The organism is Desulfovibrio sp. (genome assembly GCF_019422935.1).
In the GTDB taxonomy this organism is placed as follows: domain Bacteria; phylum Desulfobacterota; class Desulfovibrionia; order Desulfovibrionales; family Desulfovibrionaceae; genus Desulfovibrio.
The window spans coordinates 161,097-180,821 of sequence record NZ_JAHZCJ010000006.1 but is presented as its reverse complement, the minus strand read 5'-3'; the positions used below and the strand labels follow the sequence as shown (position 1 = coordinate 180,821).

Sequence of the window (19,725 nt, the reverse complement as noted above, 5' to 3'; positions counted from 1 at the left end):
TGTTGCAGCGGATTTGCAAACCGTGCAGGCGGCATGTTGCGCCTGTTGCTACTGCTGGCGGTCACAATGGCTTTGTTTGCCTGCGCCAAGCAGGCCCCGCCGCCAGTGGTGGAAAGAACCCTGCCGCCGGTGGGCTTTGAAAGCCCGGAATTTTTTGTGAGCAATCTCATCCCTGCCGGTCAGGATCTGACAAGCTGGAAGGATATGGCCCCCAGTGTGCGTAAGTCGTTGCGTTACGTCAACAGCAAGCCCAAGGACGCCATCGCTGTGCAGCGCCCCGGCCTGACCGTGACGTGGGGCGATATGTCGCGTACGCTTGAGCGTTTACAGGAACTTTTGCCCCGACTGGACAAAGAACCGGAACTGCTGCTGGCCAACTTCCGCTGGGCGGAAGTGACGGGCGGCATCAACTATTCCGGTTACTACGAGCCAGCCGTCCCCGCCAGCCGTACCCGCAAACCGGGGTACACCCAGGCCATCTATGGTCTGCCCCCGGATCTGAACAAGGTGGTTGCCAAGCGTGGTCAGTACTATGACCGCCGCACCATCGAAGAAAAGCAGGTGCTGGCGGGCAAGGGGCTGGAACTGGCCTGGGCCGCAGACCCTGTTGATGTGTTTTTTCTTGAAATCCAAGGGTCTGGCCGCCTGATTTTTGACGACGGCACTCAGGCCTATGTCAACTACGCGGGTCAGAACGGGCACAAATACAAAAGCTCTGGCCGCATCATGCGCGAAAAAGGCCTGCTCAAACGCGGCGATATTTTTGAACAGCGCGAGTGGTTCAAAGACAATCCCGGTCGCGTGCGCGAAATTCTCAATGATAACCCGAGCTATGTCTTCTTTAAATACGGCATGCGCGGCCCCACCGGGGCCATGGGCTATCAGGTGGACGACTGGCTGACGCTTGCCACAGACCGCGGCTTTATCCCGCTTGGCTCCATCGTGGCCTACGGCGTCAATATTCCGGATGAAACCAAGGGCAAGATGCCCCTGCGTGGTATCGGCCTTGCCCAGGACGTGGGTGGAGCCATCAAGCGTAACCGCATAGATATTTTCTGCGGCGGCGACCAGCGCGCCAACTACGTGGCAAGCCATCTGGACGCCAAAGGCCCTGCCTGGGTGCTGCTGGTGCGCTAGGACTAACAGGCCTTTTACCGTCAGCAGCAGGCTGACGGACTGACGAACGTGGCTGAAAATTTCAGAAGCATATGAGGCCGGAGTGGTTGAAAGCCGCTTCGGTCTTTCTGGTCTGCACGGTTATTTTTGAAACCGTGTATTATTATTATTGTTCTGTTGTCAGATATTTTTCTTTCATATCTTATTAATTTTACACGCAGGCTTGCTTGTTTGGCGGACGTCTCAGCCCTGCGCGCGACCAAAAACACGCATACCTGATAATTAAACTCCTTGACTTATCTCATGTTGTGGGTATTTCTTGAAGCGTACACAGGCAGACTCTCCAGAGTTGCGATAATTTTGTTCCGCTGGTTTGGCTCAATGTGTACGGGAGCCGCTTGTGGGTTCCCCCTACTCTCCCCCTCGGGGCTGAAATTTTATTTCTGCCCCACCAACCCGGTTGCGACCTGCAGGGCTATGAAGCGTTGGCGTATTGTCACGGCTTTTTAGGCAACTGTGATGGCTGCACGGAGTCTATGTCAGCTCTCCCGGCTGTTGCACTATTCTTTGTGCAGCAATCCGTTGGCCTGTTCCACTGTCCAGACCGCTCCCTTTCAGAAAAGCATCCTCGCGTCCGTTTTATGGGTTTGCCATTCCAGGCCAGCACAATAAACGCGCATCAGAGCATCCGCTCGCCGCACCCGGTTCCTTCGTTTCAAGACGTTGATAATTCCGGGCATTTTGCACGCCTATAGCGTACAGAGGAGGCTCTTCCAATGAGTGGAAAAGTGTTTGAGTATATGGCCATTATGGATCGCATCAAGAATGTCACCCAATGCAGAACCCAACAGGAACTTGCGCAGTTTTTTGATGTCTCGCAATCATGTATTTCTGATTCCAAAAAGCGGCTGGCCATCCCGTCCAAGTGGCTGCTCAGCCTGCTGAAGAAAAAAGGCATCAATCCCGAATGGGTGCAAAAAGGCCTCGGCCCGAAGTTTTTGCTCCCCTATGATGAAGACCGTGGGGCCGTGTGCAGCATTTATGCGAGAACGCCCGACAAGTGCCCGCTGCAACATATTGTTTCGGACATTGGCAAGCTGGTATCCCGGGCTGAGGGCATGGGGCGCAGCGCGTAGACTGATGAATCGTTTTACTGAATGGGGCAGGCCTGCCCCAAAGCAGCCCTGTGCATGTCGGGTTAAGGTCAGTTGTTTTTTGCCAGCATGTGTTTGGGGCAACAGGGCTGCATCATACAGTTGGTTGTTGCAACAATAAGTTTGGTATGCAAAGACCTGCGTCAGCTTGACGCAGGTCTTTGCATACCTTGAGCAATGGTGTCGCCGGGAGTGCCATGACCATACCTTCCACGCGTCTGGCCCAGCTCAACAGCGGGCAGGACGCTTCAAAAAATCTGGCAGAGGGCTTGGCGGTGGATTTTGCCGCCCTCATGGCTGCGGCCTTGCCGCAGGCTGATGCCGCCTTGCTGAACGAAATGCGTGCTGCCGCATCCCTTGGGATTTCAAAGCGCATGCTGCTGGCTGGCGAGCTGGTGTACCGGGCCGTGGGCGCGCAGGGATTGGCAAGGCTTGCTGCGCACAGGTCGGATACTGTCCGGGGCTGGATATGTTATGCTCTGGCGCACGAGCATGCCCTGCATTCTCCGGCGGAGCCGCTGGAAAATCTGTTGGAAGCCGTGCGTCCTTTTGCGGATGATGCGCATTTTGGTGTGCGCGAATGGGTATGGATGGCCGTGCGGCCTCATCTGGCAAAGCAGCCGGAACACGCCCTGCGCCACCTCGCAGGCTGGACCGCCGACCCCTCGGAAAGGGTGCGCCGTTTTGCCAGTGAAAGCACCCGCCCGCGCGGCGTGTGGTGCGCCCATCTGAATATCCTCAAGGAGAATCCTGCTCTGGGCTTGCCTGTTCTTGAACCCTTGCAGGCCGACCCCTCCACCTATGTGCAGGACAGCGTGGGCAACTGGCTCAATGACGCTGCAAAATCGCAACCGCAGTGGGTGAGCGCGCTCTGCGACGCCTGGCTTGCGCAAAATCCGGGCAAGGCGACCGCGCGCATCTGCAAAAGAGCGCTGCGCAGCCTGCATAAAAAATAGAGCGCATTCCCAATCGCCATACAGGGACTGCCCTTGCGGGCTGGCTGATTTTTTCGCCAGTCTGCAAGGGCAGTCTGTTATCTACGTAGCTTTATGCAGCCGGGGCGGGAAGCATCTGTTTTGCCCAGATGCCCGCTGCCCAGGCCTGCCCGGCTATAGCTGGGATTCCAGAAATGCGCGGAAGGCCTGCTTGGTGGCGAAGAGGTCAGCGCTGCTTGCCAGTTCAAAGGGGCTGTGCATGGACAGGATGGCAGGGCCAAGGTCAATAACCTGCATGCCGTAGGCCGCAAGGAACAGGGCCACTGTGCCGCCGCCGCCAAGATCGACCTTGCCAAGCTCGGCGCTCTGCCATGCGATGCCCTTGCCATTGAAAAGCCCGCGCAACGCGCCGAAAAATTCGGCGTCGGCCTCGCTGGCTCCGTACTTGCCGCGTGAACCGGTGAACTTGGAAAATACCGGGCCGTAGCCCAGCAGGGCGGCGTTCTGTTTCTCGTGCACATCCTGATAATCGGGATCCAGCGCTGCGGAAACGTCGGCAGAAAGGGCGCGGGTTTCAAGCAGCACATGCGAGGGCTGAACATCCTTTTCCCACGCACGGGCGAGGTCTTCCACACAATACTGCATAAAGCGCGAGGCTGCGCCAGATGCGCCGTCCGAGCCGATTTCTTCTTTGTCCCAGAAAATAACAGCCATGCTGCGGCCTGTGGCTTCGGCCTCAAGCAGGGCCTCCAGCGCGGTAAACACGCAGATGCGGTCGTCCTGCCCGTAGCCGCCGATCATGGCCTTGTCAAAGCCCACAAAGCGGGCCGGGCCAGCGGGCACAGCCTGAAGCTCGGCAGTGATGAAGTCTTCTTCGCAGATGCCGTATTTTTTGTGCAACAGTTCAAGCAGCTGGGTTTTGATGGGGTCTTTGGGCGCATCGTCCTTGCTGGATTTGCCAGCCTTGGGCGTGCTGTGGGCCAGAATGATATTGAGTTTTTCGGCCTCAAAAGCTTCGCTGACCGGCTGGGTAACCTGCTTCTGGGCCAGATGGGGCAAAAGGTCGGCAATGCAGAACACTGGCTCGCCGGGCTTTTCGCCAATGGTCACCGTGAGGGTTTCGCCGTTTTCACGCACGATAACGCCGTGCAGGGCAAGGGGGCGCGCAAGCCACTGATATTTGCGGATACCGCCGTAGTAGTGGGTCTTGGCCTGGGCAACGCCGGGCTGCTCAATAAGCGGGCGCTGCTTGAAATCAAGGCGCGGGGTATCGGCGTGGGCCGCCAGCAGCGAAAGCCCCTGACTCAGGGGCAGCGCACCCTTGCGGGCCGCAAAGATGGCCTTGCCGCGCAGGGACCGCATAACGCGGTCGCCGCTGAAATCTTCCGTGTAACCATGCTCGGCAAGGCGCTGGCGCACGTATTCCACTGTTTCGCGCTCTGTCTTGCAGTGGGTGATAAAGTCAATATAGCGCTGGGCCAGAGCTTCCATTTCCTTGCGGGTTTTGGCGTCGGCGTTGTCCCAGATGCTTTTGGGCTTGTAGGCAAGATTTTTTTCCATGATGCTGTTCCTTTTATCTCACGCTTTATGTTTCGCGTATTATGCCTGTTGAGGGATTGCAGCGTTCAGCGCCTGACGCAGTACGCGCAGTACCTCGGGGTATTCTTTGACATCAAGTGTGCGCGGGTCAAGGCAAAAGGCGTCGTCTTCCAGCCGCCCAATGAGCGGAGGAACCGTTTCAAGCAGGGACGCCTTGAGGGCCGTGGGGCTGCATGCCGTGGGCCTGAGCCGTACAAGGGTCGTGGGCAGGTCGTATTGCGGAAACGCACCGCCGCCCACGCGTGACACATCCTCGCGCAAGCCAATCTCGCACAGGGTACTGCCTGCATTAAGCCCCTTGCGGAGGCGGTTTGCCAGATTGCGGGCTGCCTTGGCCAATTCATCGGCCGGGCAGGTGATCATGCGCAGGGTTGGCACGCTCTTGCGGGCTTTTTCCGGGTCAAGGTACAGGCGCAGGGTGGCCTCAAGAGCGGAGAGACAGAGCTTGTCGCAGCGCAGCGCCCGCGTGAGCGGATTGCTTTTGAGTTTTTCCACCATGCTCTTGCGCCCGGTGATGATGCCAGCCTGAGGGCCGCCAAGAACTTTGTCACCCGAAAAAGTTGCGATATCCGCGCCCTGCGAAAGCACTTCCGGCACGGTGGGTTCGTTGGGAAGGCCGCAGGAAGAAAAATCCATAAGACTGCCGCTGCCGAGGTCTTCAATGAGCGGCAGGTTGTGCTCGCGCGCCAGTTCCGCCAGTTCGGGCAGTGCCACGGCGGCATGAAAGCCCACAATCCGGTAGTTGGACGTGTGTACGCGCATGAGGGCGCGGGTATTTTCGTTGATGGCGGCGCGGTAGTCGCGCAGATGCGTGCGGTTGGTGGCCCCCACCTCGCGCAGGGTGGCTCCGCTTTTTTCCATTACTTCAGGAATGCGGAAGCTGCCGCCAATCTCAACTAATTCCCCGCGCGAGACTATAACCTCGCCGCCTTTGCAGAAGGTGTCGAGCACCAGCAGCACGGCGGCGGCATTGTTGTTGACCACAAGGGCTGCTTCGGCCCCGGTGACGCGGCAGATGAGTTCTTCCACCAGCGCGTGGCGGCTGCCCCGGCCGCCCGTGGCGAGATTCAGTTCCAGATTGCAATAGCCGGTAGCTGCCCGCAGCACGGCCTCTCGGGCTTCTTCGGCAAGTACGGAGCGCCCCATGTTGGTATGCACCACAACGCCCGTGGCGTTGAGCGCCGACCGGAAACGGGGGCGCAGACCGCGCTGCACAAAGGCCAGCAGGCCTGGCAACTGGCGTTCAAGATGCAGGTCTTCGGGGGCGGTGCAGCGCCCGGCGCGGATGTCATCCCGCCGAATGTCCCAATAAGCGGCCACAAGATCGCGTAGCAGCGCGTGCGGTGTTTGCTGGCTGTCGCCCAGTGCGGCATCCGCGCGGTGCAGTGCGGCAATGCTGGCGTCTACGGCGGGAATGGCGCGAAAAAGATTTTGCATGGGCGTCCTTTATACTGCGGTTACCGCAAAAAATAAAAAATGCGCGAGCACGGCGGCTTGGGCTTTGTCTGCCATGCAGCGTCGTCAGCAGGGCCAGCGGCGGGCTTGCCTGCGCCTACTGGAGCTGCGGTTGCAGCAGCCATTGGGGGTGCTGCGTAAAAAATTCTGAAAGTAGGTACAGCGAACCCGTCATGAGCACCGGGCGGGCTTCGGTGGCGGCGGGCAGGGCGCGCGCCAGTTCAAGCGCCTTTGCCAAGCCTTGAGGGCCTTCGGACAAGGCCTGCGCCGTGGCCGGGGGCAGGGCATTGCAGGCGGCGGCTATGTCTTGCGCCGCTGCGGCCCGGTGGTTGCCCAGCGTGACCACAAACATGGGGGCTTCGCCCAGATAGTGCTTGAGCATCTGGGCGGCGGGCAGCCAGTCTTTGTCTGCAAGGCAGGAAAATACCGCTCCGGCGGGTTGCAGGCCTTCGGCGCGTAGGGCCTTGATCAGCGCGGCCATGCCGTGCGGATTATGGGCGCCGTCAAGCAGCAGCGGAGGGTACTGATCTGTACCCGGCACCCGCTGCAAACGGCCTGGCATAAAGGCTTGCGCCAGCCCTTGAGCCTGCGCCTTCGTGTCGTCTGCACTTTTGCCCAGCATGGGGGCAAGCTCGCGCCATGCTGTGAGCGCCAGACCTGCGTTGGCGCGCTGGTGGGGGCCACTAAGGCCAAGGCGGGTATCGGCGGCAACGGGACAAGCCCTGATGAAGGGCGCGTTATGGCTGCGGGCCTCGCGCTCTAGGATTTTTGCGGCTTCGGGAAACTGCGCAACACTGCACACGGGCGCGGCGCTGCGTATGGCTGCGGCCTTGTCTGCCGCAATGTCGGCAAGTGTGGGGCCAAGGATGTCCTTGTGGTCAAGAGCGATGGGCGCATAGCACATGAGGTCGGCGGCAACGGCGGTTGTGGCATCGTGTTTGCCGCCAAGGCCAGCCTCAAGCACGGCCAGCTCCACGCCCTTGCGGGCAAAACCCAGCAGGGCCAGTACTGTAAGAAATTCAAAGTAGGTCAGATCGGGCGCGGCAGTCATGACCTGATTGGCTGGCTCAACCCAATCATCCGCAGGCCAGGGGGCGCAGGCGGCATCATTGGGCCCGCCAATGCGGATGCGCTCTGTGGGGCTGACAAAATGCGGCGAGGTGTAGAGGCCCACCCGGCAGCCGTGAGCAAGAGCAAGGGAAGCCAGAAAGGACGATGTTGATCCCTTGCCATTGGTGCCGAGAACCTGAGCCACCACAAAGGGCGGGCGAGTCAGGTCAAGGGCGGCCAAGGCCCGGCGCATGCGGCCCAGGCCCATATCCATATGAAAAAGCCCCAGGCTGTCCAGATGGCGCTGGATATCTGCGGGAGTGCTGAACGTGTTGCTCATTTATATATGGTAGCGCAAAGCGCGCTGTCTGTCAGCGGGCGCGCACGGGCAAAACCTGCGCAACCTTTGCCCGTCGTGCGTAAAATACGCGCAATCCGCCGTATAAACCCCGTTGCGGAGCATGTATGCCTGAATACGCGGGAACGCTTGACGCAGTGGGGCGCTATCACTATATTGGCCGCCACACGGCAGGGTTCTGCGCCCTGGCATGTGCGCCCGTAGCTCAGTTGGATAGAGCAGGAACCTTCTAAGTTCTTGGTCAGGGGTTCGATTCCTCTCGGGCGCGCCATAAATAAATCAGGATGTTACATGCTTTTTCATGTGACATCCTTTTTTGTTTTTTGGCAAAATATCTGTTGGGTTGCCCGCCAGTCACCCCCCTGTCTGTTTTACATGATCGCGGGGCAGTTGGCACTGATTGGCGCACGCGTTGGCACAGCAATTCTGTTTAGCTCGGCCTGCTTCAAGCCGCTATTCTTCATCCTCAGGTGAACTGCAAGGTAATGAACGCCACCACAAGATATCGGGCCGTTTTTGCCGCTGCGACAATGACGATGAATGAGGGAAAGGGTTCGCGCAGAATCCCTGCCACAAGCGTGATGGGGTCGCCCACAATGGGCATCCAGCTCAAAAGCAGCGACCAGCGCCCGTATTTGCCATACCACGCTTCGGCTCTGGCAAGGCTGTTGCGCTTTATGGGAAACCACGAACGATCCTGATAATGGATAAAGAATCGCCCGAGCAGCCAGTTGGTGGCAGAACCCAGTGTGTTGCCAAGGCTCGCGGCGGCGATCATTGCCCACAGCGGCGCGTAATCCTTTGCCAGCGCTCCTGCCAAAAAAAGTTCTGACTGCGCGGGAAAGATGGACGCTGCCACAAATGCAGAAATAAATAGTCCCCAAAGTACGCTCACGCTCATTTCCGCATCCTGTTTGCAAGCCTATGTTGATTGCGCAGCGGCATGCCAGCACCGCACCATATAAAAGTGCCGCTCCGCGCACAAGTCGCATAAATCCTTTTCATGAACAGCTAATGTTTTTTCTCCCTCATCATTCTTTCTTCTGCCGTCGAGGTCGTGGTCTCATGCTTCTGTTTTGCATCTGTCAGGTGTTTCGTTGCTACATACGTACTGAGGAAATTGTGTTAAATATTTTAATTGCGCTTGTAAAAAAAACTATTTTGTGAAGCAGAATATGATGATCTCGTGCTGCTACATGTTGCATTTTTGCAACAATATGTTGCAAAATTACAACGCTTGGCAATATTTTTGCTGTGTTTTTGCAACAGCATTGACTGAACAAAAAAATTATATAGTGTTTCCGGGTTAACTCTAAAGAATTTTAGCGAGCATTCGATACTATTGCAGTGTTTTGTTGAAAATAAGTTGATGCTCAATAAGGAGAACGTGACGTGGCAATGAGTGCAAAAAACAAAATCCTCCTAAGCGTAGTCGCATTCTTTTCGCTGGTTATCATCGCGATGGCCTACACCTCGTACCGGAGTTTCTGTGCCTCGTCGTATGACTCTGAGATGGAGCAGCTCGACACCATGTCCCAGGCAGTGGGCAAGGCTGTGTCGGAAAAGATGAGCGTGTATTTCAATGTGCTTGAGCTGAGCTCGCGCATGCTGACGAATCCTGTGGGCGCTTCCCCTGATGAACTTTATGAATATAAACGTAATGTTTTGATTCAACTGCTCAAACAGGTGAACCTTGTTGAAGCCTATTATGCTTTTGACAGCGGCGAAGCGCATAATGATAAGGGCATGATCAAGAATTTCAACGCCAAGAGCCTTGGCCGCGAGTGGTTTGTGCGGATGTTTAATGGTGAGAAGAGGGTTGTAACTACCCCTTATACCTCATCTATCGGCGCAACAGTTATGGCTGTGGGCGTGCCTTTGATAGACAACGGCAAGATGGCGGGCACGCTCTGCATCAACCTCGGCCTGACGGACATAACCAATTTTACCAATCATGTTCTTGAGTTCGACAATATTTTTCTGACGCGGGCCGATGGTTACATCATGGCCAACCGGGATGACAAGCGCATTGGCAAAAGCCTGTGGGAAGTTATCCCTGATATGGAAAAATACAGCGGGTTGCAGCAGAACGGCCGCATCCAGTTCACCAGCAAAGGCAGAGTGTTTGAGGGGAGTCTGTATATTATTCCGGGTCTTGGCTGGAAAGTGTGGACATACAAGCCGCTGGAGGAAATTCAGCGTGACTCCACAGCCAATCTGCACTCCAGTGCCATAACCGCAATTGTCGCCCTGGTGCTCTCTGCCCTGATGGTGCATTTTCTGGTAACCATGCTGATCTTCAAGCCGCTGGGCAAGGGCGGTGTTTTTGCCGCTGCGGTTGCCGAGGGTAATCTTGATGAAACCCTCGATATCAAGAGCAAGGACGAAGTGGGGACGCTTGCCGATGCCCTGCGCAACATGGTTGCGCGGCTGAAAGACATGATCCGTACGACAGAAGAAAAGGAACGGCACGCCCTCTCCGAAGCCGAACGTGCGCAAAAAGCGGTTGCCGAGGCAGAGGAAGCCCGCAAAGAAGCGGAACTGGCCACCCAGCGCGGTATTTTGCAGGCTGCCAGCCAGATTGAAGGCGTTGTTGCGCGCATTGCCTCCAGCACGGAAGAGCTGGCGGCGCAGTCCGAGCAGATATCCAATGCTGCGGAAATCCAGCGGCAACGCATGACGGACACCTCTGCTGGTATGGAGCAGATGTCCGCATCCATTGTTGAGGTGGCGCGCAATTCCGGGCAGGCCGCTTCCAATGCTGTCAAAACGCAGCAGGAGGCAGGGCAGGGCGCAACGCTTGTCCGGCAGGTCATTGATTCGGTCAACCATGTGCATGAGCAGACGCAGACCATGAAGGTTGATCTGACGGCCCTTGGCAAACAGGCAGACAGCATTGGCGCGATCATGGACGTCATCAACGATATCGCTGACCAGACCAACCTGTTGGCGCTCAATGCTGCCATTGAGGCGGCACGGGCTGGCGAGGCGGGCCGTGGTTTTGCCGTGGTGGCGGATGAAGTGCGCAAACTGGCCGAAAAGACCATAGGCGCCACCAAGCAGGTGGGCGAAAATATCTCCGGTATGCAAACCGCCGCCAGGCAGAGCATCTCTTCCATGGACAAGGCCAGCCTTGTGGTGGAGGAAACAACCTCCCTGTCGCACAAATCCGGTGAAGTTCTGGATGCCATCCTGGTGCTTGCCAAAGAAAATGCCGACCAGGCGCAGTCCATAGCAACCGCAGCAGAAGAACAGTCTTCCGCTTCGGAAGAAATCAGCCGCAGTCTTGATGAAGTTTCCCGTCTGACCACAGACACCACCCGTGGGCAGGCGGAATCAGCAACAGCTATTCAGCAGCTTGCTGAGATGGCTGGAGACCTCAGCAGCATCGTGGATAAACTGAAAAAGTCGTAGACGCCTTAATTTTCAAGAACTGGCCGGGGTGGAAACGCTCCGGCTTTTTTTGTGCCCTTTGCATGCAACGCCAAGGCCGTGGGTGCGAGAATGATTTTTATTACATTGCCTTTAGGCAGAGGGAAAAGCGCATGTGTTAAAAAACGATAGTGTGCTAATTCTTTATAGGGAGGGGAAAGTTTAGATTGAGTGCTTACTCAATGTTTGAGTCGGTTTTAAAATAAGGTGTGAGCCTCTGTATAAATATATCATTTCCGAACAAGGAGTTATAATAGTGTATATCGTATGTTACTATGTTAATCTGAATCTGCAACAGATAATTTTATTTTTATTTGCGTATTTGTTGGTTGTACTGCTATTAGAATTTGTAATCGATTTTGCTCATCTATGGCTGATAAATTGGCGTTTTCCAATGTAATAATTTTTTTATTTACATATCATACTGAAATTTTACATTTTTCATTTTTAAATGATTGTTGAAAAAATCACATGAGGGCATAATGCGGGCAAAGATATAGCCGATATGCTATATCGATGGTTGTGTGTCGCTCTTGCTCTCCATCGTGTGGTTTTTTCACTTCAGCGCCGAGTAGAATACAATGAAGCTTGTAGCAAAAATTTCTTTCGGGATGGGGATGCTGGGTGTTTTGATGGCTTTATTAGCCGGATTTATGCTCTGGCAAATGTCAGAACTCAACAACATCACCTCTGTATTGGCACACCGTAACGTACCAGTTTCGGAGCTTGCGGGTGAAATAAATACTGACACTGCAGAATACAGGATAATGGAATTTCGTTACATTATTGAAAATGACGCGCAAAAAGCTTCTGCGATCAAAGCAAATCTTGATAATGTGCGAAAAACATTTGATCGGGAAATTAAAGAAATTGGTGATCTCTGCATTTCGGGCAATGCCAAGCAGTGTGTGCTGGATATTGAGCGTGGCCTGAAAAAATATCTGGATACATCGAAGGAAGTGTTGCTTCTGCGGCAGAACGGCAGGGTAGATGAGGCCCTGGCCCTGCTCACGGGCAAGTCGCATGCTGATTACGAGGCCATGACCGATTCCATTGAACTCCTGGTGAAGGTTTCGCACGACAACGCCCACGCGCGCGGCCTTAAAGGAGATAGCCTGTATGCCACAAGCAACGCCATGGGCATAGGCCTGACCCTTTTCGCCATTTTGCTTGCTGCCGTATCCGCCATTGTTATTGCGCGTGAAACAAGCCGACAGCTTGGCAGAGACCCTGGGGAGCTGCTGGTGGTCGCGCAACGTGTGGTGGATGGGGATTTTAATGTTGACGATGGTCATGCCAGAATTGGCGTGTACGGATCAATTATTGCCATGGTGGAGGCCTTGAAAGGCCATATCGAAAAAGCGCGGAGTGAATCAGAAAACGCCAAGGAGCAATCGCGTCAGGCGCACGCGGCAATGGATAGCGCCAATGCGGCCAAGGATGAGGCGCAGCAGAAAACGGAAGCAATGGTGCGTGCCGCTGGCAAGCTTGAAAAGGTCGTGCAGATTGTCAGCTCGGCATCCACACAGCTTTCTGCCCAGATCGAACAGGCAGGCAAGGGGGCCGGGCATGCCGCGCAAAGTCTTGCGGAAGCGGCCACGGCCATGAACCAGATGAACGCCACCGTGCAGGAGGTGGCTCGTAATGCCGGCCAGGCTTCTGTGGCATCCACCGATACAAAGGACAAAGCTGAAGCCGGGGCCGACATTGTGCAAAAATCGCTTGTCAGCATCGGTCAGGTGCAGACCATGTCGCAGGAGCTCAAGCAGGATATGCTGCAACTGAACACGCACGCCCAGGCCATCAGCCAGATTATGGGCGTCATTTCAGATATCGCGGACCAGACAAATCTTCTGGCGCTCAATGCCGCCATCGAAGCCGCCCGTGCTGGCGATGCCGGGCGTGGATTTGCCGTGGTCGCCGACGAGGTACGCAAATTGGCAGAAAAAACCATGGCCTCAACCCATGATGTGGGTAATGCCATAAATGCCATACAGGAAAGCACGTCAAAGAGTATGGCCTCAACGGATAATGCGCTTGAACAGGTTAATCAGGCAACAGGATACGCCAGCCAATCCGGGCAAGCTCTCAATGAAATACTGGAAACTGTTCTGGGTATGGCAGATCAGGTCAATGCCATTGCTACTGCGAGTGAGGAACAGTCTGCTGCCAGTGATGAAATCAACCTGTCGATCGAGCGCGTGAACGAAATGGCTAAACAGACCGCAACCGCCATGGCCGAGGCCGCAAGTGCGGTGGCAGAACTGGCGCGTCAGTCGCAGGATCTTGGGCTGCTGATCAATGAAATGCGCCAGGAATAGGCAAAATTATTACTTCATTCAAAAATATAAGCATAAAGGCGGTCTGTTGCATCGGCGCGACAGGCCGCCTTTATGTCTTGAACTACGGTGCATAATTACAACGCATATCGCTTTTTAAGATGCAATAATGCGACAATTATCGTTGTGTTGCTGTGATTTATAATTGTAATTGGTATGGTGTACATGTATTGATTGTATTTTTTTTTGAGGTTTGGTATAGAGTCTCCCAATATCCTATGGTATGTAATGCTTATATTCTCAGGAGTGCATATGGCAAGATTTCTAACTGTGCTCGGCGCCCTGTGCGCCGCGCTTCTTGTGCCCGGTGTCGTTCTCGCAGGGGAGGGACATCCCAATATCCCTGGTGCGCAGCTCTCAGTCCTTTGGGCAATCCCCTTTGTGTGCATGCTGCTTTCGATTGCCATAATGCCTTTGGCATTGCCCCATTTTTGGGAAAAACACTTTGGTAAAATCGCGGTGTTCTGGGGTCTGGCATTTTTAACGCCCTGTCTTCTGGTTTATGGGTTCAATGTGGCCCTGTACGAGTTTTTGCACATTATCCTTCTGGATTATGTTCCTTTTCTGGTGCTGCTGTTCACGCTCTTTACCATCGCAGGCGGCGTGCGGCTTACCGGTTCGCTTGTCGGCACCCCCGCAGTCAATACCGGGCTGTTGGCCGTGGGCACTGTGCTGGCCAGCTGGATGGGAACAACCGGCGCGGCCATGCTGCTTATCCGCCCCTTGCTTCGGGCCAACGCGCACCGTAAATACCGTGTTCACTCTGTTGTCTTTTTTATTTTTCTTGTGGCAAATATTGGCGGCTCGCTCACGCCTTTGGGCGATCCGCCGCTGTTTCTGGGTTTTCTGAAGGGTGTGGATTTCTTCTGGACCACAACCAACCTGTTGATGAAAACAAGTCTTATGTCGGCAGTTTTGCTGGGTATCTTCCTTGTCCTTGATACGGTGCTGTTCAAGAAAGAAGGCAGCCCCAAGCCTGCGGCTCAGGCTGGCGCGGCAGAAGAAAAGCTCGGCCTTGACGGCAAGATCAACCTGCTATTTCTTTTGGGCGTTGTTGTGGCCGTGCTGCTTTCTGGCCTCTACCCTCTGGGCGAACTGGTTTCGGTCTTCGGCGTGTCGGTCGAAGGGCAGAACCTGCTGCGCGATGTGGCGCTGCTGTGCCTGGCCGGGCTTTCGCTCAAGTTTACGAGCAGGCGCTGCCGTGAACTCAATGGCTTTTCCTGGGCCCCCATTGAAGAAGTTGCCAAGCTGTTCTTTGGCATTTTTATCAGTATGATCCCCGCCATTGCCATTTTGCGCGCAGGTGCTGACGGTGCGCTTGCTTCCCTGATTCACCTTGTTTCGCACGATGGGCAGCCGGTAAATTCCATGTATTTCTGGCTCACGGGCATCCTCTCCAGTTTTCTGGATAATGCGCCGACCTATCTGGTATTTTTCAACACCGCCGGCGGCGATGCGCAGCACCTTATGCACGATATGCCCGCCACCCTTGCCGCCATATCAGCGGGTGCCGTGTTTATGGGCGCCAACAGCTACATTGGCAACGCGCCCAACTTCATGGTTCGCTCCATTGCAGAAAGCGACGGCGTGCGTATGCCCAGCTTCTTTGGCTACATGGCGTGGTCGGTAGGCATTCTGGTGCCCCTGTTCGCACTGTTGACCTGGCTGTTCTTTATCTAGCCATTGCAAATCCCGCGAGGCGGGATTTGCAATCAGTATACAAACAAGCCCCTCGGCCTTAAGGCGGAGGGGCTTGTTTGTTGTGCGCCAAAATATTCCCACGCAAGCTTATACCGCGCCCAGGGGCATGCCTCCCTCAAGGTAGCGCCTACAGAGGCGTACCGTGTTTTCAACCCAGTGCGCGCCGAGGTTTCGGGCTGTCTCGGTATTGGCGTGCGTGGCCATCCATGCTGTCATCTGGATACGCCGCTGCATGATCATATGCGGGATCATGTCTTCATCCTCCGCATCCAGATGACTGACCAGCTCATATCCCTGAAGCCAGTTTTCCAGCCAGCTGGGAGCAAGCGGGCAGTGTTCCTCAAAGCTCATGGCCGCGGCAATGTCGTGAACAAACCAGCCCATGCCGCAATCGTCAAAATCAATGACGCGCGTACCATCCTTATGCAGCAGCAGATTGGTAAGGCGCAGATCAGCGTGAATCAGGCCATAGCGCCGGGCAGACTGGCCGTAGGCGCGCAGTTTTTCGCCAATACAGTTCAAGGCCGTCTCCAGAAGCAGGGCGTCCTCGTGTGGCAGGCCGGGGCTTGCCCGCCAGTCCCCCCAATGGGCGCACGGGCCAACCATACTTTCGTGGTTCCAGACAATGCGCTGGAAGCCTGCCGGTTTTTGCCATTGGCGGCTATGCTGGTGGAGGCGCGCCGCGACCTCGCCAAGCTGCCGAAAGGCGCGCGGGTCAAGGTGCACTGTTGGCATCTCGCCGTCAATCCACAGAAAAAGAACGATATTTCTGTGTGATCCGTCTGGAAGGTGCAGGGTCAGCACCCTTTGGCCTCCCTTGCTGGGCAGGGCCTTTGGCGTGACGATGCCGGTATCTTGCTGCAAGGCATCCAGCCACATCAGCTCGCCCATTATATTGATGTGGGAGTGATAATTTTCGCGGTGCACACGCAGGGCATAACGGCTGTTGCTGGTCTGGACAAGAAAGGTGGCATTTTCTGAACGGCAGAGCAGGTGCAGGCTTCCCTGCATTTCCGGGGGGTATTGCTGCAACGCCTGCCGCGCCAGTTGCGTTACGGCCTGATCGCTGAGCGAGTCATTTTGTTGAAGTGTCATATCCCCCCCTGCATTGGGTATGGGTACCAGTCTGTTACATCGGCTGCTGGGGGGAAGCAGCGCGATCATAACCGGCATCACCTTTCACGCTCTGCAAACGGCTGCTTCAAAACAGTATTGCGGTGCGCGGCGGATGGTAAAAACAGATGCTCAGGCCAGAATGACTTTGGGCAAAATTTCTTTCAGTTCTTTCAGGCATGGCAAATCCGAAGCTGCGGCATCGGTAACGAGCATGGAAATTTCGCGGGGTGATGCGTAGTTTATCCGGCTGATAACACCTAGCTTTGTGTGGTCGGCGAGTATGCACAGCCTGCTGGCGCGTTGGGCCATGCAGCGCGCCACGGCGGCTTCTTCCGGCAAAAAGCTGCTTGCCCCGTGGTGCGCATCCAGCCCCACGGGCGAAAGAATCGCCACGTCTGCCCGCCAGCGCTGAATTTCTTCAATCACGCCCTCGCCGCAGGTCTGCTCCCGTCCGGCAAGGATGCGGCCTCCCACCAGCACCACAGTGCTGTCGTTTTTTTTATCTTCGTCCCTTTCACTCAAAATGATGGCGGCGCGCAGGCTGTTGGTCACGATGGTGAGCCCAGGCATGGTGCAGAGTTCCTCTGCCAGAGCCGTTGTTGTGGTACCTGCGTCCATAAAGACTGTTTGCCCCTGTTGCAGTTGCAGCACCGTGGCGCGGGCAATGGCGCGCTTTTCCCGTTCCAGCCGGGTTCTGCGCTCTTTGAGTGAGGGTTCGGAAGTAGAGGAATCCAGCGCCACAAGGCCGCCATGTACACGCCTTGCCGCGCCCTGGTTTTCCAGCTCGATAATATCCCGGCGGGCTGTTTCCCGGGAAATTCCCAGCTCATTGATAAGCCGCTCTGTGCTGATATGACCGTTGGCGGCTATGAGGGCAAGTATGCGGTGCAGGCGGGTTTCGCGCAGCATGTGTTTCAACCTTGTTAGATATACGCTGACATTCTGGTTAGCATATAGCTTTTTGCTGCGTCTGCAATATGCATTTTTGTGTGTTTGTGTATTTTGCTGTTGCAGTGGCTGAACGCGGTAAATTTGTTGGGTTTGGGCATTCTGGACGGCCCGTGTCTAAAGGATGCCAGACCTGGGATGCCCGGCAAAGCCCCGTCAGGTCGCGCGGCTTGTCTCCTCAATATTTTCAGGGGCCAGAACCACCTTAGTATGGGTAATGCAGCCCCCTTTGGCAAGTTGCCCCATACACGTCAGGCAATGCGCTTTTTCAAAATTGTATTGGCAATAAAGCCGCATGCCTCTGTTTTTTATCTGGATGCCCTAGTGTTTAATTGTATTAATGTGTTTTTGTGTAAAAAGTTGACTAACAAAAATGTGCTAATCATTACAAAATTGTTTCAAAAAATGAGCCGCTCTCCTTTGCTTTGAATATAAAAATATACTGAATGAAAATACAAAAATTTTATATTTTAGTATGTTATAAAAAATAATTTTGCCCATCCATCCTCTGGCTCGCTATTTGCTTAATGGCATTTCATGAGTGCAAGGCTAGGGCAGTAGCCAGAGTTAAGTGCATTTTTGAGGCGTAGGCGCTTGCGGTGAATAAACAGTTTTTGTTTTGAGGAGGTTAGTATGGAGAGGCGTGAGTTTTTGAAGACAGCGGGTATGGGTGCCACGGCGGCGGTTGCCGCCACAACTGGCATTATGGGAGCCACCGAGGCAAAGGCCGCCAAGGCCCCCATCAAGTGGCGCATGCAGACCTATGCGGGCGCGGCGCTTGCCGAGTTTGTCATCAAGCCGCAGATCGACGCCTTCAACAAGGCCGCCAATGGCGAAATGGTCATTGAACTTTACACCTCCGACCAGTTGGTTCCCACCAGCGAGCTTTTCCGCGCTGTGCAGAACGGTACCATTGATGCTGTGCAGTGTGACGAAGACTCCATGTCTTCCCCTGCTGATGTGGCCATCTTTGGCGCGTATTTTCCCTTTGCCACCCGCTATTCGCTTGATGTGCCCGCTCTTTTTGAACACTGGGGCCTGAACGACATCTGGAAAGAAGCCTACGGCGAGATCAAGGGCGTTGAATGGCTTGGCGCAGGCTCCTGGGATCCCTGCAACTTTGCCACCACCAAGCCTATCCGCAGCCTTGCCGACCTGAAAGGCAAGCGCGTGTTCTCCTTCCCCACGGGCGGCAAGTTCATGAGCCAGTTTGGCGTGGTGCCTGTTACCCTGCCCTGGGAAGACATTCAGGTGGCCCTGCAAACCGGCGAGCTGGACGGCGTGTGCTGGTCGGGCATTACAGAAGACTACACCTCCGGCTGGGCAGAGCAGTGCAAGTATTACCTCACCAACAACATCTGCGGCGCGTGGATCGGTTCGTACTTTGCCAACAGCAAAAAGTGGGCTGAAGTGCCGGAACACCTCAAAACTCTGTTTAAGCTCACCTGCGACAGCTCCAACTATTTTCGCCAGCACTGGTACTGGTGGGGCGAAGCTCACTACCGCGCCACCGGCGGCAAGATGGAACTGACCTCCATTCCCGATGCTGAATGGGGCACTGTTGAAGAGGCCGCCCACAAGTTCTGGGACGAAACAGCCAAGAAAAGCCCGCGCTGCGCCAAGGTTGTGGATATCCTCAAAAAGTACAATGCCGAAATGGCTGTTGCGGGCCGCCCGTACCGTTATTGATTGCAAACCCTCTGGAGGCAGAACCTTCCGTCTGCCCGATGTGCCGTCGTCCGAATCCTTCGGCGGCGGCGCATCAAAGCCTGCCCCCAGTTAAACCAAGCGGCAGGAAATTTGCGGAATAAAGGTTTGGGAGGAGAGCGTCATGCCAAACTGGATCAAGCTGTTTGTCAGGTATGTGGATGCGGTTAACCGCCTGGTGGGGCGGGGGGTTCTTTATCTTGTGTTCGTCATGATGGGCATTTTGCTCTACTCGGCCATATCCCGTTACTGTTTTGATGCTCCGGTGATCTGGGGCGTGGAAATGGCCCAGTTCACCATGGTGGCCTACTACATCCTTGGTGGCGGTTTTGCCCTGCTTACCAATTCGCACGTGCGTATGGATGTGTTCTATGGCCGCTGGAAGTGGAGAAAACAGGCAAAGATGGACGTGCTCACGTCTGTTTTTCTGGTCGCATACCTTGCCCTCCTGTTCTACGGCTGTGTTTCAAGCACATGGTATTCCATAGAGTTTGACCAGCACAACAATTCTGCATGGGCTCCTGCCCTGGCCCCCGTCAAGATTATCATGGGCATTGGCATTTTTCTTACGCTGTTGCAGGCTTTTTCGGAATTTTTCAAGGCCCTGGCGCGTTCGCGTGGACTGCTGCTGGGTGAGGAAGTTCCTGAGCGCCTTATTGTAGAAAGCGGCTATGTGGAACCAGAAGCGGAGCCTCAACTTGTTGGCGTTGTGGCTGACCCGGATGCTTCGCCGCAGGTTCTTGCTCCGGCGCAAGCGCTTGGCGGCTCGCGGTAACGCCCCCAATTTTCATTTTCCAGCTCCGGCGTATGCGAGC

General features: G+C 55.3%; 14 protein-coding genes and 1 tRNA gene. 9 read left to right on the top strand and 6 right to left on the bottom strand.

Annotated features, from left to right (window positions below):
* The first annotated feature begins 33 nt into the window (after positions 1-33).
* The 3 genes from QZ383_RS09620 to QZ383_RS09610 all read left to right on the top strand — a co-directional run bounded on the left by QZ383_RS09620 (position 34) and on the right by QZ383_RS09610 (position 3,226).
* Entirely contained in the window at positions 34-1,137 is a 1,104-nt protein-coding gene (locus QZ383_RS09620; RefSeq protein WP_291444983.1) for an MltA domain-containing protein, read from the top strand.
* 755 nt (positions 1,138-1,892) lie between these two features.
* Positions 1,893-2,252 (top strand): helix-turn-helix domain-containing protein, encoded by a 360-nt coding sequence (locus QZ383_RS09615; RefSeq protein ID WP_291444981.1) that lies wholly within the window; start codon positions 1,893-1,895, stop codon positions 2,250-2,252.
* 215 nt (positions 2,253-2,467) lie between these two features.
* On the top strand, positions 2,468-3,226 hold the full coding sequence (locus tag QZ383_RS09610; protein WP_291444979.1) for a DNA alkylation repair protein: 759 nt from the start codon (positions 2,468-2,470) through the stop codon (positions 3,224-3,226).
* 153 nt (positions 3,227-3,379) lie between these two features.
* Here QZ383_RS09610 and QZ383_RS09605 read toward each other — a convergent pair whose 3' ends face one another.
* From QZ383_RS09605 to QZ383_RS09595, 3 genes are all read right to left on the bottom strand, one after another.
* On the bottom strand, positions 3,380-4,765 hold the full coding sequence (locus QZ383_RS09605; protein ID WP_291444977.1) for an aminopeptidase: 1,386 nt from the start codon (positions 4,763-4,765) through the stop codon (positions 3,380-3,382).
* A gap of 39 nt (positions 4,766-4,804) precedes the next feature.
* Positions 4,805-6,241, bottom strand: coding sequence for an L-seryl-tRNA(Sec) selenium transferase (selA, locus tag QZ383_RS09600; RefSeq protein ID WP_291444975.1), 1,437 nt, complete (start codon positions 6,239-6,241; stop codon positions 4,805-4,807).
* Between the two features lie 115 nt (positions 6,242-6,356).
* Positions 6,357-7,649 (bottom strand): cyanophycin synthetase, encoded by a 1,293-nt coding sequence (locus tag QZ383_RS09595; RefSeq protein WP_291444973.1) that lies wholly within the window; start codon positions 7,647-7,649, stop codon positions 6,357-6,359.
* A 212-nt stretch (positions 7,650-7,861) separates the two neighbouring features.
* Between QZ383_RS09595 and QZ383_RS09590 the strand changes: the two genes are divergently transcribed.
* A tRNA-Arg gene (locus tag QZ383_RS09590) sits at positions 7,862-7,938 on the top strand.
* Positions 7,939-8,133: 195 nt separating this feature from the next.
* Here the strand turns inward: QZ383_RS09590 and QZ383_RS09585 are convergent.
* A complete protein-coding gene (locus QZ383_RS09585) occupies positions 8,134-8,568 on the bottom strand; it encodes a YqaA family protein (RefSeq protein WP_291444972.1) in 435 nt (144 codons plus the stop codon).
* 497 nt (positions 8,569-9,065) lie between these two features.
* Between QZ383_RS09585 and QZ383_RS09580 the strand changes: the two genes are divergently transcribed.
* The 3 genes from QZ383_RS09580 to QZ383_RS09570 all read left to right on the top strand — a co-directional run bounded on the left by QZ383_RS09580 (position 9,066) and on the right by QZ383_RS09570 (position 15,118).
* Positions 9,066-11,081, top strand: coding sequence for a methyl-accepting chemotaxis protein (locus QZ383_RS09580; protein WP_291444970.1), 2,016 nt, complete (start codon positions 9,066-9,068; stop codon positions 11,079-11,081).
* Between the two features lie 599 nt (positions 11,082-11,680).
* Positions 11,681-13,420 (top strand): methyl-accepting chemotaxis protein, encoded by a 1,740-nt coding sequence (locus QZ383_RS09575; protein ID WP_291444967.1) that lies wholly within the window; start codon positions 11,681-11,683, stop codon positions 13,418-13,420.
* A 270-nt stretch (positions 13,421-13,690) separates the two neighbouring features.
* Complete coding sequence (locus tag QZ383_RS09570; protein WP_291444966.1) at positions 13,691-15,118, top strand: sodium:proton antiporter; 1,428 nt, start codon at positions 13,691-13,693, stop codon at positions 15,116-15,118.
* Positions 15,119-15,226: 108 nt separating this feature from the next.
* On the opposite strand, the gene QZ383_RS09565 is transcribed toward QZ383_RS09570, so the two are convergent.
* Together QZ383_RS09565 and QZ383_RS09560 are read right to left on the bottom strand one after the other, a co-directional pair.
* A complete protein-coding gene (locus QZ383_RS09565) occupies positions 15,227-16,234 on the bottom strand; it encodes a phosphotransferase (protein WP_291444964.1) in 1,008 nt (335 codons plus the stop codon).
* Between the two features lie 150 nt (positions 16,235-16,384).
* Positions 16,385-17,164: a DeoR/GlpR family DNA-binding transcription regulator gene (locus QZ383_RS09560; RefSeq protein WP_291444962.1), complete on the bottom strand. Its 780-nt coding sequence runs from the start codon at positions 17,162-17,164 to the stop codon at positions 16,385-16,387.
* 672 nt (positions 17,165-17,836) lie between these two features.
* Between QZ383_RS09560 and QZ383_RS09555 the strand changes: the two genes are divergently transcribed.
* Together QZ383_RS09555 and QZ383_RS09550 are read left to right on the top strand one after the other, a co-directional pair.
* Complete coding sequence (locus QZ383_RS09555; protein ID WP_192112831.1) at positions 17,837-18,892, top strand: TRAP transporter substrate-binding protein; 1,056 nt, start codon at positions 17,837-17,839, stop codon at positions 18,890-18,892.
* Between the two features lie 142 nt (positions 18,893-19,034).
* On the top strand, positions 19,035-19,685 hold the full coding sequence (locus tag QZ383_RS09550; RefSeq protein WP_291444959.1) for a TRAP transporter small permease subunit: 651 nt from the start codon (positions 19,035-19,037) through the stop codon (positions 19,683-19,685).
* Positions 19,686-19,725: the final 40 nt, after the last annotated feature.